Source organism: Marasmitruncus massiliensis, assembly GCF_900186535.1.
GTDB lineage: Bacteria > Bacillota > Clostridia > Oscillospirales > Ruminococcaceae > Anaerotruncus > Anaerotruncus massiliensis_A.
In genome coordinates, this window is the sequence record NZ_FYDE01000002.1 from 143,602 (window position 1) to 157,201 (window position 13,600).

General features: G+C 49.2%; 16 protein-coding genes. 12 read left to right on the plus strand and 4 right to left on the minus strand.

The genetic code is table 11. The annotated features are described in order from the left end of the window. The first annotated feature begins 124 nt into the window (after positions 1–124). From C1A10_RS01025 to C1A10_RS01080, 12 genes are all read left to right on the plus strand, one after another. Positions 125–829 carry a FadR/GntR family transcriptional regulator gene (locus C1A10_RS01025; RefSeq protein WP_145997677.1) on the plus strand — a complete coding sequence of 235 codons (705 nt, stop codon included), beginning with the start codon at positions 125–127 and terminating at the stop codon, positions 827–829. Between the two features lie 175 nt (positions 830–1,004). After that, positions 1,005–2,087, plus strand: coding sequence for a TRAP transporter substrate-binding protein (locus C1A10_RS01030; RefSeq protein ID WP_101908454.1), 1,083 nt, complete (start codon positions 1,005–1,007; stop codon positions 2,085–2,087). 106 nt (positions 2,088–2,193) lie between these two features. Beyond that, positions 2,194–2,694, plus strand: a complete 501-nt coding sequence (locus C1A10_RS01035; RefSeq protein WP_101908455.1) for a TRAP transporter small permease — start codon at positions 2,194–2,196, stop codon at positions 2,692–2,694. A gap of 6 nt (positions 2,695–2,700) precedes the next feature. Beyond that, positions 2,701–3,978 (plus strand): TRAP transporter large permease, encoded by a 1,278-nt coding sequence (locus tag C1A10_RS01040; protein WP_101908456.1) that lies wholly within the window; start codon positions 2,701–2,703, stop codon positions 3,976–3,978. A 25-nt stretch (positions 3,979–4,003) separates the two neighbouring features. Beyond that, positions 4,004–4,804, plus strand: a complete 801-nt coding sequence (locus C1A10_RS01045) for a gluconate 5-dehydrogenase (protein ID WP_278309106.1) — start codon at positions 4,004–4,006, stop codon at positions 4,802–4,804. Positions 4,805–5,085: 281 nt separating this feature from the next. Then, positions 5,086–5,802: a FadR/GntR family transcriptional regulator gene (locus C1A10_RS01050; protein ID WP_101908457.1), complete on the plus strand. Its 717-nt coding sequence runs from the start codon at positions 5,086–5,088 to the stop codon at positions 5,800–5,802. Continuing rightward, positions 5,786–7,096 carry an ABC transporter substrate-binding protein gene (locus tag C1A10_RS01055; RefSeq protein ID WP_101908348.1) on the plus strand — a complete coding sequence of 437 codons (1,311 nt, stop codon included), beginning with the start codon at positions 5,786–5,788 and terminating at the stop codon, positions 7,094–7,096. Before C1A10_RS01050 ends, C1A10_RS01055 begins: the two co-directional genes overlap by 17 nt. 92 nt (positions 7,097–7,188) lie before the next feature. Then, complete coding sequence (locus C1A10_RS01060) at positions 7,189–8,061, plus strand: carbohydrate ABC transporter permease (protein WP_341456872.1); 873 nt, start codon at positions 7,189–7,191, stop codon at positions 8,059–8,061. 15 nt (positions 8,062–8,076) lie between these two features. Beyond that, a complete protein-coding gene (locus C1A10_RS01065) occupies positions 8,077–8,964 on the plus strand; it encodes a carbohydrate ABC transporter permease (RefSeq protein ID WP_341456873.1) in 888 nt (295 codons plus the stop codon). A 49-nt stretch (positions 8,965–9,013) separates the two neighbouring features. Beyond that, positions 9,014–9,832, plus strand: coding sequence for a transketolase (locus tag C1A10_RS01070; RefSeq protein ID WP_101908349.1), 819 nt, complete (start codon positions 9,014–9,016; stop codon positions 9,830–9,832). Next, entirely contained in the window at positions 9,825–10,757 is a 933-nt protein-coding gene (locus C1A10_RS01075; RefSeq protein WP_101908458.1) for a transketolase family protein, read from the plus strand. The genes C1A10_RS01070 and C1A10_RS01075 overlap by 8 nt, the downstream gene beginning before the upstream one ends. A 15-nt stretch (positions 10,758–10,772) precedes the next feature. Continuing rightward, complete coding sequence (locus tag C1A10_RS01080; protein WP_101908351.1) at positions 10,773–11,171, plus strand: cupin domain-containing protein; 399 nt, start codon at positions 10,773–10,775, stop codon at positions 11,169–11,171. Between the two features lie 101 nt (positions 11,172–11,272). On the opposite strand, the gene C1A10_RS18175 is transcribed toward C1A10_RS01080, so the two are convergent. The 4 genes from C1A10_RS18175 to C1A10_RS01095 all read right to left on the minus strand — a co-directional run. Then, positions 11,273–11,746, minus strand: a complete 474-nt coding sequence (locus C1A10_RS18175) for a hypothetical protein (RefSeq protein ID WP_145997674.1) — start codon at positions 11,744–11,746, stop codon at positions 11,273–11,275. Between the two features lie 102 nt (positions 11,747–11,848). Further along, on the minus strand, positions 11,849–12,352 hold the full coding sequence (locus C1A10_RS01085) for a hypothetical protein (RefSeq protein WP_101908352.1): 504 nt from the start codon (positions 12,350–12,352) through the stop codon (positions 11,849–11,851). A gap of 134 nt (positions 12,353–12,486) precedes the next feature. Next, on the minus strand, positions 12,487–13,362 hold the full coding sequence (locus C1A10_RS01090; RefSeq protein WP_101908353.1) for a dihydrodipicolinate synthase family protein: 876 nt from the start codon (positions 13,360–13,362) through the stop codon (positions 12,487–12,489). Positions 13,363–13,393: 31 nt separating this feature from the next. Continuing rightward, positions 13,394–13,600, minus strand: a 207-nt coding sequence (locus C1A10_RS01095) for an SDR family oxidoreductase (RefSeq protein WP_145997678.1), incomplete at its 5' end; no start/stop codon positions are given.

The window sequence follows — 13,600 nt, forward strand, 5'->3', positions numbered from 1 at the left end:
TGTTATTGACGAATCAAAAAAGAAGTGTTTTAATGAAACCAAATATACTTTTGCCCGACATCATGCAATTTTGAACCGACGGCTGTGTGGGCAGGCCGGAACTACTTTTGAACAGGTGAGAGAAATGAAATCAATACAGCGGGTTCCTGTGGTGCAGCAGGTGGCGGAAAACATTAAAGAATATATCTTGTCCGGGGCGGTCGAGGTTGGACAGAAACTGCCCTCCGAAAAAGAGCTTTGCGATCAGATGAGCGTAGGCCGCGGTACTGTGCGGGAAGCGTTCCGAATCCTCCAGACCAGCGGCTTTGTGGAAATCAAGCCCGGGCGGGGCGCGTTTGTGGCCCGTACGGAAGAGCAGGAGCTGGAAAATATTGTAGAATGGTTTATGCAGAACGAAGTGGAGCTGAAGGATGTCATTGAAATCCGCACAGCGCTGGAGCCGCTTGCCATCCGACTGACCATCCAACGCTGTTCCGATGCGGATATTGCTCAGCTTGCCCGTACCCATGAGAAGTTTATGTCAGCGATCGAAAATCATGATGTTGCCGCCATCGCGAAATATGATGAAAAATTCCATAATCAGATCGTGGAAAAAAGTCAAAATAAACTGTTGATCAGCATGAACCGCAAAGTGAGCGAATGTGCGCAGGCATTCCGCAGCAAGACGTTTTTGGTGGAACAGAATGTAAAAAATGCGATCGAGCCGCACAGCAATATTATGGAATCTATCAGCAGGCGTGATATCGACCAGGCCGAACGCTATATGCGCAGCCATCTGGATCAGGTGCTGATCGATTTGGAAGAAATGACGGTTCAGAAAGATTCCTAATTGAAAAGGAGTATTTTAATTGCATTTTGCACAAATTAATATGTAATTATTTGTAATTTTAAGCACTAGACAAAAATTGTAGGACATCATATAATTTTAGGCAAGACATCATACAATCCATCTATTGCAATGCTTACTTACCCTTGGGTACAAAGAATTAGGAGGAATTTTTAAAATGAAAAAATTAGTCGCAATGGCTCTGGCTCTTGCAATGACCACCGCGCTTGCCGCATGCGGCTCAGGCGCCGCATCTTCATCGTCTGCCCCCGCAGGCGATGCCTCTGCTCCTGCTGCTTCTTCCGAGGCTGCGGCCGCAGACTCAGGCTCAGAAATTGAGCCTGTTACACTCACGATTTATTCGCCCGGGAACGAAAATTCCGTACCGACAAAAACCATTATCAAGTATGCGGAGCTGGTTAAAGAAGCTTCCAATGGCGCGATTACCCTTGATGTGCACCATTCAAACGAGCTCGGAAACGATGCGGAAGCGATTGAATCCACCCGTATGGGTACCATTGATATCATTTTTGCGGGTACTTCCGGCTTTACTTCTTTCTATGAAAAAGCCAAGGTCCTTGATCTGCCGTTCCTCTTTGACAGCGCAGAGGAAGCTTACGACGTGGTCAACAGCGACGTCGGCGAAAAGATTTTTGCTGATTTCCCGCAGGTTGGCCTGATCTTCCTTTCCGAAGGCGATAACGGTATGCGCCAGATTTCCACCACCAACAAACCGGTTCACACCGCTGCCGATGTGAAAGGCCTGAAACTGCGTGTCCCGACCAGCCAGATGTATCTGGACTGCTGGGAAACTCTGGGCGCCACCCCGATTGCGCTTGCGCTGAACGAGCTGCCGATCGCGCTCTCTAACGGTACCGCTGAAGGACAGGACAATGCGACTTATCATCTGGTTGCCAACGCTACCTATGACAGCATCAAGTATTTCTCCAACATCAACTATATGTGGATGGGCTGCACCATGGCTGTCAATGCTCTTACTTGGGATAAGCTGCCTGAGGCAACCCGCAAGGTTCTGAAAGAACAGGCTACTGTGGCTGCAAAGTATTCCTTTGATACGATTGCGGAAGACAATGTAACTGCGACAAAAACCCTGCAGGATGCCGGCGTTGAGTTTGACACCGATCCGGATATCCAGAGCTTTAAAGACGCGCTGGGCGGAACCGAATTCTACAAGCGCTATGCGGAAGAAAAATGGTACGACCAGTCTCTGATCGACGAAATCCTGGCTTATAACAAGTAATTTGGCAATCGCCCGGTGCGATGGATTGCTGCGTCCCTGTCATCGGGCCGGGACGCAGTTTTTATAACCTGAGGCTATGCACCACATTGTTAAGGGAGTGTTTCTCTTGAAAATTTATAAGAAAATTACAGATGCAATTGTAAAGGTAACAGGAATCATCCTGATGCTTTTAGTTGCGGGCCTTGCGGGGCTGATCATTTTTGAACTGCTCATACGAAATCTGCTGGATAAATCCTTCCGCGCTTCTATCGAAGTATGCGGTATCATGTTTATGTGGATGGCTTTTCTCGGTATCATTTATCTATATGATAAAAGCCGCTTAATGCGGTTTGAAATCCTGCTTGTCCGTGTGAAAGAACCTGTGACAACCATTCTTTGGTATATCAATAAAATTGTCAGCCTGATGCTCGGGGCTGTCATGGTGCTTTCTTATATCAACCTTTATCCGTTTATCAGTACGCGGTATTTTTCGACGATTCAGTTTCTCCCCTACTCATTCCAGTTCCTTCCCATGGCTCTGGCTGGTGGATTTATGGTGTTGAAGACGATTTATCAGTTGATTGAGAAATCAACCGTTCCAGCAAAACGTGAAGGGAAAGGCAGGTAAGAAAGTATGATTCTTTTCGTTATTTCGTTTGCGGTGCTTTTGATCATCGGAGTACCGATCAGTATCTCTATCGGTGCAAGCGCCGTTTTGGCTTGCCTGTCGCTTGGTTATCCACTGATGGTCATCGGCCAGAAGATGGTCACAGGAGTTGACTCCTTCCTGCTGATTGCGGTTCCGCTGTTCATTCTTGCAGGTAATCTGATGAACGCGGGTAAAATTACAGACAAAATTTTTGGTACAGCGAAAGAACTGGTTGGCTGGGTCCCCGGTGGCCTTGCGCATGCAAATGTTGTGGCCAGCATTATCTTTGCCGGAATGTCCGGTTCTGCTGTTGCGGATGCTGGTGGTCTTGGCACCATTGAGATGGAAGCGATGACGACCAACGGCTATGATAAAGAGTTTTCGGGCGCTATCACAGCCGCTTCCTCGGTGATCGGCCCGATTTTCCCGCCAAGCATTCCGCTGATTATCTATGGCTCTGTTGCCAGTGTCAGTGTCGGAAAACTGTTCATGGGCGGCGTTATTCCCGGCTTGCTGATGGGCGTTGCTCTGATGGTTCTGGTTTACATCTATGCGGTAATCCGCAAGTATGAGCGGCATCCGTTCAGTCTGCGTGCTCTTGGCAAGCAGCTTGCCCACTCTATTTTAGCGCTGATTACCCCTCTGATCATTCTCGCGGGATTTACAACCGGCTGGTTTACCCCTACCGAGGCCTCCAGCGTTGCGGTTGTCTATTCCCTGATCATTGCTATCTTCGCTTATAAGACCATGAACTGGGGCGATTTCAAAAAGTGTCTGCTTGACTCTGCGACATCTTCCGCGAATACCCTGTTTATTATAGGAACCTCCACACTGGTGAGCTATGTTTTGGTCAAAGAAGGGATTTCCAGACAGATTGCTGATTTCATTCTGGGAATCAGCAGCAACCCGGCGGTTATTCTTTTGATTATCAATATCGTTCTGCTCATCCTCGGCATGGTCATGGAGCCCGGCGCGATTCTGACGCTGATGCTGCCGGTCCTGCTGCCGATTGTCAACGGGCTGAATCTCGACCTTGTACATTTTGGTGTCGTAATGGTACTCAACCTGATGATTGGGCAGGTCACTCCGCCGTTTGGCGTCTGCCTGTTTGTAATATCGGACGTCGGAAATATTAATCTGGAACGGCTGTCCAAGGCAGTGCTGCCGTTTATCATACCGCTTGTAATTGTGTTATTGCTTTGCACTTATATTCCGGGCGTTGTCACATGGCTGCCTAATTTAATGATTCATTCTGCTGCGTAATTTTGACAGAAAAGGAGATTATATCATGAATATGAACAGTTTCAGACTGGATGGAAAGGTAGCGCTGGTAACAGGCGCGTCGTATGGGATCGGATTTGCAATCGCGAGCGGGTATGCTGCGGCGGGAGCGAAAATCGTGTTCAACGATATTAAGCAGGAACTTGTGGATAAAGGACTGGCCGCATATAAAGAGGCCGGAATAGAAGCCCACGGTTATGTGTGCGACGTGACTAACGAAGAGCAAGTCAACGAGATGGTAGCCAAAATCGAACAGGAAGTCGGTATCATCGACATCCTGGTTAATAACGCGGGCATTATCAAGCGTATCCCAATGTTGGAGATGAGCGCGAAAGATTTTCGTCAGGTCATTGATGTAGATCTGAACGCGCCGTTTATTGTGTCCAAGGCGGTAATCCCTTCGATGATTAAGAAAGGCCACGGCAAAATCATCAATATCTGCTCAATGATGAGCGAATTGGGCCGCGAGACGGTATCTGCCTATGCAGCCGCAAAGGGCGGGCTCAAGATGCTGACCCGCAACATCGCTTCGGAATACGGCGAATTCAACATTCAGTGCAACGGCATCGGACCGGGCTACATTGCGACCCCGCAGACTGCGCCGCTGCGCGAGCGCCAGGCGGACGGCTCCCGCCACCCGTTTGATTCCTTCATCATCGCCAAGACTCCGGCAGCCCGCTGGGGCACTCCGGAAGATCTGATGGGGCCCGCTGTGTTCCTCGCATCCGACGCTTCCGATTTTGTCAACGGCCATGTGCTTTATGTGGACGGCGGTATCCTTGCCTATATCGGCAAACAACCGAAGTAATCATGTTTTAAAACGGGGTCCGGACAGTACTGTCCGGACCCCGTTTTACGTAATCGAAGAATTCGTCAAAATGCATAAATACCATGAGAAAAGTTAATTCATTATCACGTTTTATGTGAAATCCTCTTGCAAAACGCAAAAAAATCTTTATACTAAGTTTAAAGCAATGTTTAAGTGTGTTTTAACTGGTCTGACGTCTGATTAGCAAGAGAATGTCATTTCTCTTGCTTTCTCAATAAGGCAACTGGTCTGACGTCTGATTAGATCAAGGAGGTGGCATTTTGACCGAACATATCGCTGCTCAAAAAGAGCTGCCGGCCCGGGCGGCCGACCGTCTGCGTGAAATTATTATCAACAGCAACATGCAGCCCGGGGATCGATTCCCAAGCGAAAGTGAATTGATCAGCATGTTCGGCGTTAGCCGTTCTACAATCCGCGAAGCGGTAAAACTGCTGGTGGCAGAAAATGTGGTGGAGATTCGGCGCGGCAAAGGAACTTTCATCACCAGAAGGCCCGGTGTCGGCAAAGATCCCCTTGGGCTTCATTTTGCCGACCAGCACAAGCTGCTTCAAAACCTGCTGGAAACTCGTATGATTATTGAGCCTCAGGTCGCCTATCTGGCGGCGCAGCGGGCAACCGAACGGGATATCACCATGCTGGAACAGGTGGTGCAGCAGATGCGGGACGCTCCTGACCCCAAAGCGGTGCATGCTTCGCTGGACATTAAATTCCATTCAATTGTTGCACAATGCACACAAAATGAGGTACTTCATCGATTTCTTCCGATTATCTGCGAATCGATTCGGGAAGGCTATTATGAGACAGTAACCATCCAAGGCAGCCAGGAACGCGCAATGGAAAGTCATATCAAAATACTCAGCGCCATCAAAAATCGGCTACCCGATGTTGCCAAACGGGAAACCGAGAAGCATATATCCCTGACCGCAAGAGACGCGAAACTAAATTTAGGAGGAGAAACTAATGAAAAAACTAATTAGCACAGCTTTGGCTCTGGTGTTGTGTGCCGGAACGCTGGCCGCTTGCGGCGGCAAGGATGCTGGCGGTTCATCCGCTCCTGCCTCTTCCGCAACTCCTGCTTCCTCTGCAGCTTCATCCGAGGCAACAGCCAACGAGCCTGTTACCATCACGCACTGGTATTGGGCCGATAACAGCGAATATTCCGCTGTTATGCAGGAAATGGTGAAAGACTTCAACGCAACCAACGGCAAAAATATTACTGTTGTCGCCGAGGAATATCCCTGGGACGGCGGAAAATACAGTGAGAACCTCTTCACCGCGGTTATGGGTGGCGGCGGTCCTGACACCGCATCCTGGAAGCTGACCGCTACCCCGCTTTTCACTGCCAATAACCTGCTTGCCAATCTTGATGACTATGTTGCAAACTGGGCAGACAAAGACCTCATTGAGCCCAGCCTGTATGATGTTATGAAGCAGGCCAGCGGCACAGACAGTATTTATGTGATGCCTTGGAATACCCAGGTGCTCTATGTTTATTACAGACCTTCCATGTTCAAAGAAGCCGGCGTAGAGGTTCCCAAAACCTACGACGATTTCCTTACCGCCTGCGAAAAACTGACCCGTGATACCAACGGCGACGGCAAAACCGACGTATACGGATTCGGAATGCGCGGTTCGAAGGGCGGCCAGGAACCTTGGGGCAGCTTCGTCCAGGCGCGCGGCGGAAACTTTGAAGATTTCACCACGCCGGAAGCCATTCAGGGTATGCAGGACTTCATTGATCTGTACACCAAGGGCTATGTTCCCCCGACGGCAACAGCCGACGGCTTCAATGAGATCATTGCAAACTTCAAGAGCGGCAAAACTGCTATGACCGTCCACCACACGGGCTCCTCTGCCGAAATGGTAGATACCTTTGGTGATGATGTTGCCGCATTCCCCTTCCCTGCGGGTAAAGGCCAGTGGACTTCCATGGGTGATACCGAAAACGTGATGTTCGAGTCCTGCGAGAATAAAGATGCCGCTTTCGAGTGGATGTCTTATCTTGCTACCGGTAAGGGCCAGGAAACCTGGTGCGTCGCTACCGGCAATGTTCCTGTCAGTAAAGAAGTACAGCAGCTGCCGCAGTTCCAGGAAGACCGCTTTATGAAAGCTTCCATTGAGGGCGCTCCGTATGCCGGTATCTTCCCGATTCTGGACACCACGACCGAATGGATTTCCAACGTATGGCCCAACACAGTCGCCGCTGCCCTCACCGGCCAGATGACCGCTGAACAGGCGATGCAGGAGCTCCAGAAAGCACTCTACGCATAACACACTAAATCGTTGTCATAATAAGGGCAGGCTGCAAAAAAGCCTTTGTAGCCTGCCCTTGCCATATCGAAAATTAAAGTGAGGTGATCCGCTTGCAGAAGAAAAAGATGACTATTTGGCCTTACCTGTTGATCGCACCCGCATTAATTATCGTTTTGGCCGTGGTATTTGTTCCTGCAGTCAATGCGATTCTGATGAGCTTTCAAAACTACGATTTGCGCCGCCCCAATCAAATTGGTTTTGTAGGCTTTGACAATTATGTAGCGGTTTTTCAGGACCCGATTTTCTGGAGATCTCTCTGGAAAACAATTCTGTGGGTGGTGTTCGGCGTTGGATTCCAGTTTGTCTTTGGCTTTGCGCTTGCACTGCTCCTGAACAAGAACTTTAAAGGGCGCGGAATCGCCCGTGCGGTCAGCCTGATCCCGTGGGTCACCCCAGGCGTTCTGATCGGTCTGATGTGGCGCTGGATTTACGACGGTAACTACGGTGTTCTCAATGACCTGTTGCAGAAGGTCGGAATTATATCGGATAATATCCCTTTTCTTGCTCAGCAGACCACCGCGTTTCCCTCGGTCATTGTAACAATTATCTGGCAGGGAATCCCGTTCTTCGCGCTGATGCTGCTGGCCGGTTTGCAGGGAATCCCCGGCGAACTGTATGAGGCCGCGGACATTGACGGCGCTACCTATTTCCAGAAGCTGTTCCAGGTTACAATTCCCTCTTTGAAAAATACCATTTTTGTGACCACTCTTCTGCGCATCATCTGGGTTGCCAACTCGGTGGACGTTATCTTCAACATGACCGAAGGCGGGCCTGCTTATTCTTCGCAGACTTTGAGCGTGTACATCTTTAATAAGGGAAATTCCCTGAACCTTGGCTACGCGTCCACGATGTCCGTTCTGCTGACGCTCTTGCTGTCGCTGGTTGCGGTACCTTATTTAAGGAATATGTTTAAGAAAGATTAGAAAGGAGGAGCAGCAATGCCTGCAAATCAAACTACATCGCCGGCCGGTGAGGGCCCCATGCGGTATACTCCGCGCAAAAAAAAGCTGGCGCCTCGTATTTTCAGCCTTTATATCCCGATTATAGCAATTTTACTGTTTCTGCTGTTCCCATTCTACTGGACTTTTGTAACCTCCGTGAAACCGGAGCAGGAACTCTATGGAGCCGCTGTAACCTACTGGCCCCAAAACCTGACCTTTGAATCCTACAGAAAACTGTTCGTTGACTTTAACTTCCTGAGGCCTATGGGCAACAGCCTGCTTGTTGCCGTGATTACCACGGTTGTCACGCTGATCGTTTCGATGCTTGCCGCTTATGCGTTTTCCCGTTATGACTTCAAAGGCAGAAAAGGCTTCATGGTGATGTTTCTGACCAATAACATGTTCCCCTCTGTTCTTCTGCTGATCCCGTTGTATGCCATTATGCGCAAGCTAGGCATCCTATATACCCCGACTGCGCTGGTGCTGGCTTATACAACGTTTACCATCCCGTTCTCCGTGTGGCTGCTCAACGGTTATATCAACGACCTTCCTCTTTCACTGGAGGAAGCCGCTATGGTGGACGGCGCTAACCGCGCCCAGGCCTTTATCAAAATTATCCTGCCAATTTTGACCCCCTGCCTGATTGCAACAGGCGTGTATATTTTTATGCAGTCCTGGAACGAATATACCTTTGCGGTGATGTTTACAAACGAAAATAACCGCACGATCCCGGTAGCGCTGAAAAATCTGATCGGTCAGCTCGGCGTTCAGTGGGACCTGCTGACTGCGGGCGGTATCATTACGATTATCCCGGTCTGTATCATGTTCTTCTTTGCACAGAAACGACTTGTGGAAGGTTTGACCGCAGGTGCGGTAAAAGGCTGATCATGCCGGCATCGCCGATGCCGTGCCGATAAAAAGGAGTTATATAGGAATGAATATTGCACAACAACAAGAAAAAGCCAAACAGCTGCGTGCGGATATCCTCAAGATGCTCTACACCTGCCAGTCGGGCCATCCGGGCGGCTCCCTCTCCTGCGTAGAAATGCTGATGGCGCTGTATTATAATACGATCAAAGTGGACCCAAAGAACCCCAGGTGGGAAGACCGCGACCGTGTTGTTTTGAGCAAAGGCCATGCCTGCCCCGCGCTTTACGCGGTTCTCGCGGATATGGGCTTCTTCCCGCGGGAAGACCTTTGGGATCTTCGCCAGATCAACAGCCACCTGCAGGGGCACCCGGACTGCACCAAAACCCCCGGCGTTGACGTGAACACCGGTTCCCTCGGCCAAGGTGTTTCCATTGCCGGCGGGCTGGCAATGGCTGCAAAGCTCAAGAAAAAAGCATATCAGATTTATGCCATTATCGGCGACGGCGAGGCTCAGGAAGGTCTTGTCTGGGAAGCTGCCATGTCTGCCGCGCACTATAAACTGGATAACCTGACCGTTATGCTCGACCATAATGGCCTGCAGATTGACGGATCCAATGACGAGGTTATGAGCATAGGGGATATTGTAAAGAAATATGAGTCGTTTGGATTTGAATGTATCACCGTTGACGGGCATGATATTCAGGCGATTGTGGGAGCCATCGAGGCGCCGCATAACGGCAAGCCGAAATTCATCTGCTGCCAAACCCATAAGGGCCACGGCGTGTCCTTTATGTCCGACCAGTACGGCTGGCATGGGAAAGCGCCGTCTAAAGACGATTATGAGAGAGCAATCAAAGAACTGGGGGTAGCAGTCAATGGCTGAGAGTAAATCGCTGAGAGTCGCCTACGGGGAAACACTCGTGGAGCTGGGCGCTGAAAATGATAAAATTGTGGTGCTGGACGCCGACCTTGCGCATGCCACAATGACCAACGGATTTGCCGGACAGTATCCGGAACGTTTCTTTAACTTCGGTATCGCGGAAGCAAATATGATGTGCGCGGCCGCAGGCTTCGCACATTCCGGGCTGATCCCTTTCTGCAGCACCTTTGCGCTGTTTGGCGCCGGCCGCGCGTATGAGCAGATCAGGAATTCGATCTCTTATGTCAACGCAAATGTGAAGCTTGCGCTTTCCCATTCCGGCCTTTGCGTCGGTGAGGACGGCGGAAGCCATCAGTCGATCGAGGATATCGCACTGATGCGTGTGCTCCCCGGCATGACCATCTTCGTCCCCTGCGACCCGATTGAAACCCAAAAAGCGGTGCGCGCCGCTGTGGAAATCAACGGACCGGTTTATATCCGTGTCGCGCGTCCGGTTTGCGACTGCGTCACGGAGGAGGACACCCCATTTATCCCCGGCAAGGCGAACATCATGCGTGACGGTTCTGACGTTGCGATTCTGGCTACCGGCCTGATGATCCCGGAAGCGCTGAAAGCCGCCGACCTGCTTGCAGATGAGGGCATCAAGGCGGCGGTTGTCAACTTCCACACCATCAAGCCGTTGGACGCTGACTGCGTGCTCAAAATGGCTGAACAGTGCGGCGCTGTCGTGACCGCTGAGGAACATTCCATTATCGGCGGGGTCGGCTCCGCAGTTGCGGAAGTCCTCGCCGGAAATTCCAATGCGAAATTTGCCCGCGTCGGCGTCAATGACAAGTTCGGAAAATCGGGCAAGCCGGCCGACCTGTTTAAAGCCTACGGCCTGACCGCTGAAAATATTGCAGCCAACTGCAAAAAACTCATTAAATAAAAGGAGCTTGTCATCATGAAAATTCAGGAATTTGCCTTTGAAGGGGAAGGCCTCACCCGTGTATTCGAAAACGAAAAATGGATGGTAGGCATCAAGAACTGGAAACCTGCAAACGATATTACCGGAATTGACTGCCTGGAGCGCCACAACGAAACCGACGAGCTGTTTGTCCTTTTGGCTGGCCGCTGCACGCTGCTCTATGCCAATGAAACGGACGGCAAACTGGAGATCGGCGCTGTGGAGATGCAGCCGATGAAGGTTTACAACATCCCTTCCGCCCTTTGGCACAACACCGTTACCCAGAAAGACACCAAGATGATTTTGGTGGAGGACTCCTCCACCGGCATGGCAAACAGCGATATTCTTCCGCTGGATGCCGCACAGCTTGCACAGGTCAAAGCGCTCGTAAAATAGCTTTTCTTTCTCTCCCATTTGCTGAAAAGCATAAAGAAAAGAGGCTCCCGAAAGGGGGCTTCTTTTCTTTGATTTTATCGAGCAGGAATAAAATGAAATAGTTAACGGCTTGTAATTGTTCCTCTTTCAACTGACACTGATGAAGTTGAATGATTTGTTATATAAAATCTATAAAACCCATCACTTGGAATGTCAAAAGATGTCACCAAATAGTCAGTTGTTTTTGTGACTACTTTTGTTTTAGATTTACTTTGCTTTTGATAACCAAAGGTAATTTTGGCCTTTTTATCAAAAGTAATAATTGCAGTAATCGTTTCGTCGGCAACAAAATCGAAATAATCACCATCAGGCGTATAGTAGTAATAGGTTTTGCCTGCTGGAATGCTATGTGGATCTAAAATAACGTTTGGGTGGAAATTTCCTGTAATTAAATTCCCATTTTTATCTTTAATAACAAGATCACAAAAATCATAATTATATGTCTTAGTTTCTCCATTTTTACTTGTCGAGAGTATTGTTATAGTCCCTTGTGATTGTTGATCAGTAAAATTCTCCGCTAATACAGTTGTGTTCATTGCTAGTGCCAGTAATATTACTGAGAGTATTGACGAGATAATTCTGCTTTTCGTTTTTTACACTTCCAATCTTAAATTAATATTCCTGCCCAATATTTCCGACTATTTAATCGTCAGCGATGAAACATGAATAGTATCGGTAGCCGTACACCAAAGAAAAAATTTGTATTCGCCATCCTCAGGTGCTTCAAACTCTGCATAAGCCTGTTCTTTCAAACCGCCCCTTGCGAACACCTGATACTGATCATCAAGGATATAACCAATGGAAGCGTGGTGCCCATTAGGAAGAACCGGGTCGATATGAAACAGAAAGGAAAGCTGCTCCCCTTTCTTCAGATAAAAAGCCTGGTTTTTCGTTTGGTAAATGGCGAGATGTCCATTTTTTACCTGATGGCTTTTCGCGACACCATGTTTTAGTACAATCAATTCACAGGGTCTTGTCTGCAATAGTTTGGAATCCGTTTGATAGGCGCTGTAATCGGATTTCAGGATATATTCCGCCGGCAAATTGGCGAGGCTAGTAGACCTGCTATGTAAATTAAAAAAAGCAAATAAGAAAATAACGAAACATGCGCTTATACCCCCGATCAACTTTGGTTTTGCCATTTATAACTCCTCTTTCTTTTAATTAATAGATACTTCTATATATCTGGTGTTAAAAAAATTGGAAAATATTGCACACAAATAAAAACTCTGTTCACTTTAAAGTAAACAGAGTTTTTTATATAATTAGAAAATAATCAGTCGTTTTCAAGGTTTTCTTTTAAAACCTGATCCAAGAATATTTTCTGGCTGTCCTCTAGCGGTAGGAACGGGCGGCGTGGGATACCGGCGTCAATGCCCATTGTGGTCAGAACATACTTGATTGCCGGAATTAAGCCAACCGAGCACAGCGCTTCCATAATGTTGTTCGCCTTGACCTGCAAAGCCAGCGCGCCTTCCCTGTCCCCGGACAGATACGTGTCATAGATCTTCTTATAGTGCGGCAGCATGAAATTAAAGGTGCTGCCAATTGACCCGTCCGCGCCCAGTGCAAGTCCGGCGACCATGGTCTCATCAAATCCGTTCATGACCGTCAGAGCCGGGTTCAGGTGGCGGATGCGCTCCATCTGGAAGAGGTTCAAATTGGTGTGTTTGATGCCCAGTACGGCGCCGGAACGGAACAGCGCCTGTGTATCCGGATTGGCAAGATCAAACGGGCGGTTGGTGTTTCCGGGAAAGTTATAAATCAGTACCGGCATATCAACCACGGCGGAGATGTCATAGTAATATTGGGCAACCTGCCTGGCGGAAAAGCCGTAATAGAAAGGCGGGGTGGCGGCAATATGATGGAACCCAAGGCGCTTGGCTTCCTTTGCGTAGCGGATGGCTTCGCCGGTAGAAACCGCGCCGATATGTGCTACCAGCGTGGTCCTGTCCTTCAAGCCGGAGGCCGCCTCAAAGGTCTCGACTCGTTCTTTTTCGCTCAGGAGAAAGCATTCCGCGGAGGACCCGCCAAGAAAAAAGCCGTCCGCACCCTGCTTGAGGTTCCATTCCATCAGAGAAACAAGAGCTGTAGAATTTACATGACCGTCGCTGTCAAACGGGGTAATGGATGCCGCATAAATTCCTTTCATCGCTGTCTGTCCTTCCCTTCAGATGTTGTCATTAAGGTTGTTTGCCGATATAGGCAAGGATACCGCCGTCCACATAAAGCACATGGCCGTTGACAAAGTCGGAAGCGTCGGATGCGAGGAACACAGCGGGCCCCATCAGATCTTCCGGAGTGCCCCAGCGGGCTGCCGGAGTCTTGGCGATGATGAAGGAATCAAACGGGTGGCGGGAGCCGTCCGCCTGGCGCTCGCGCAGCGGCGC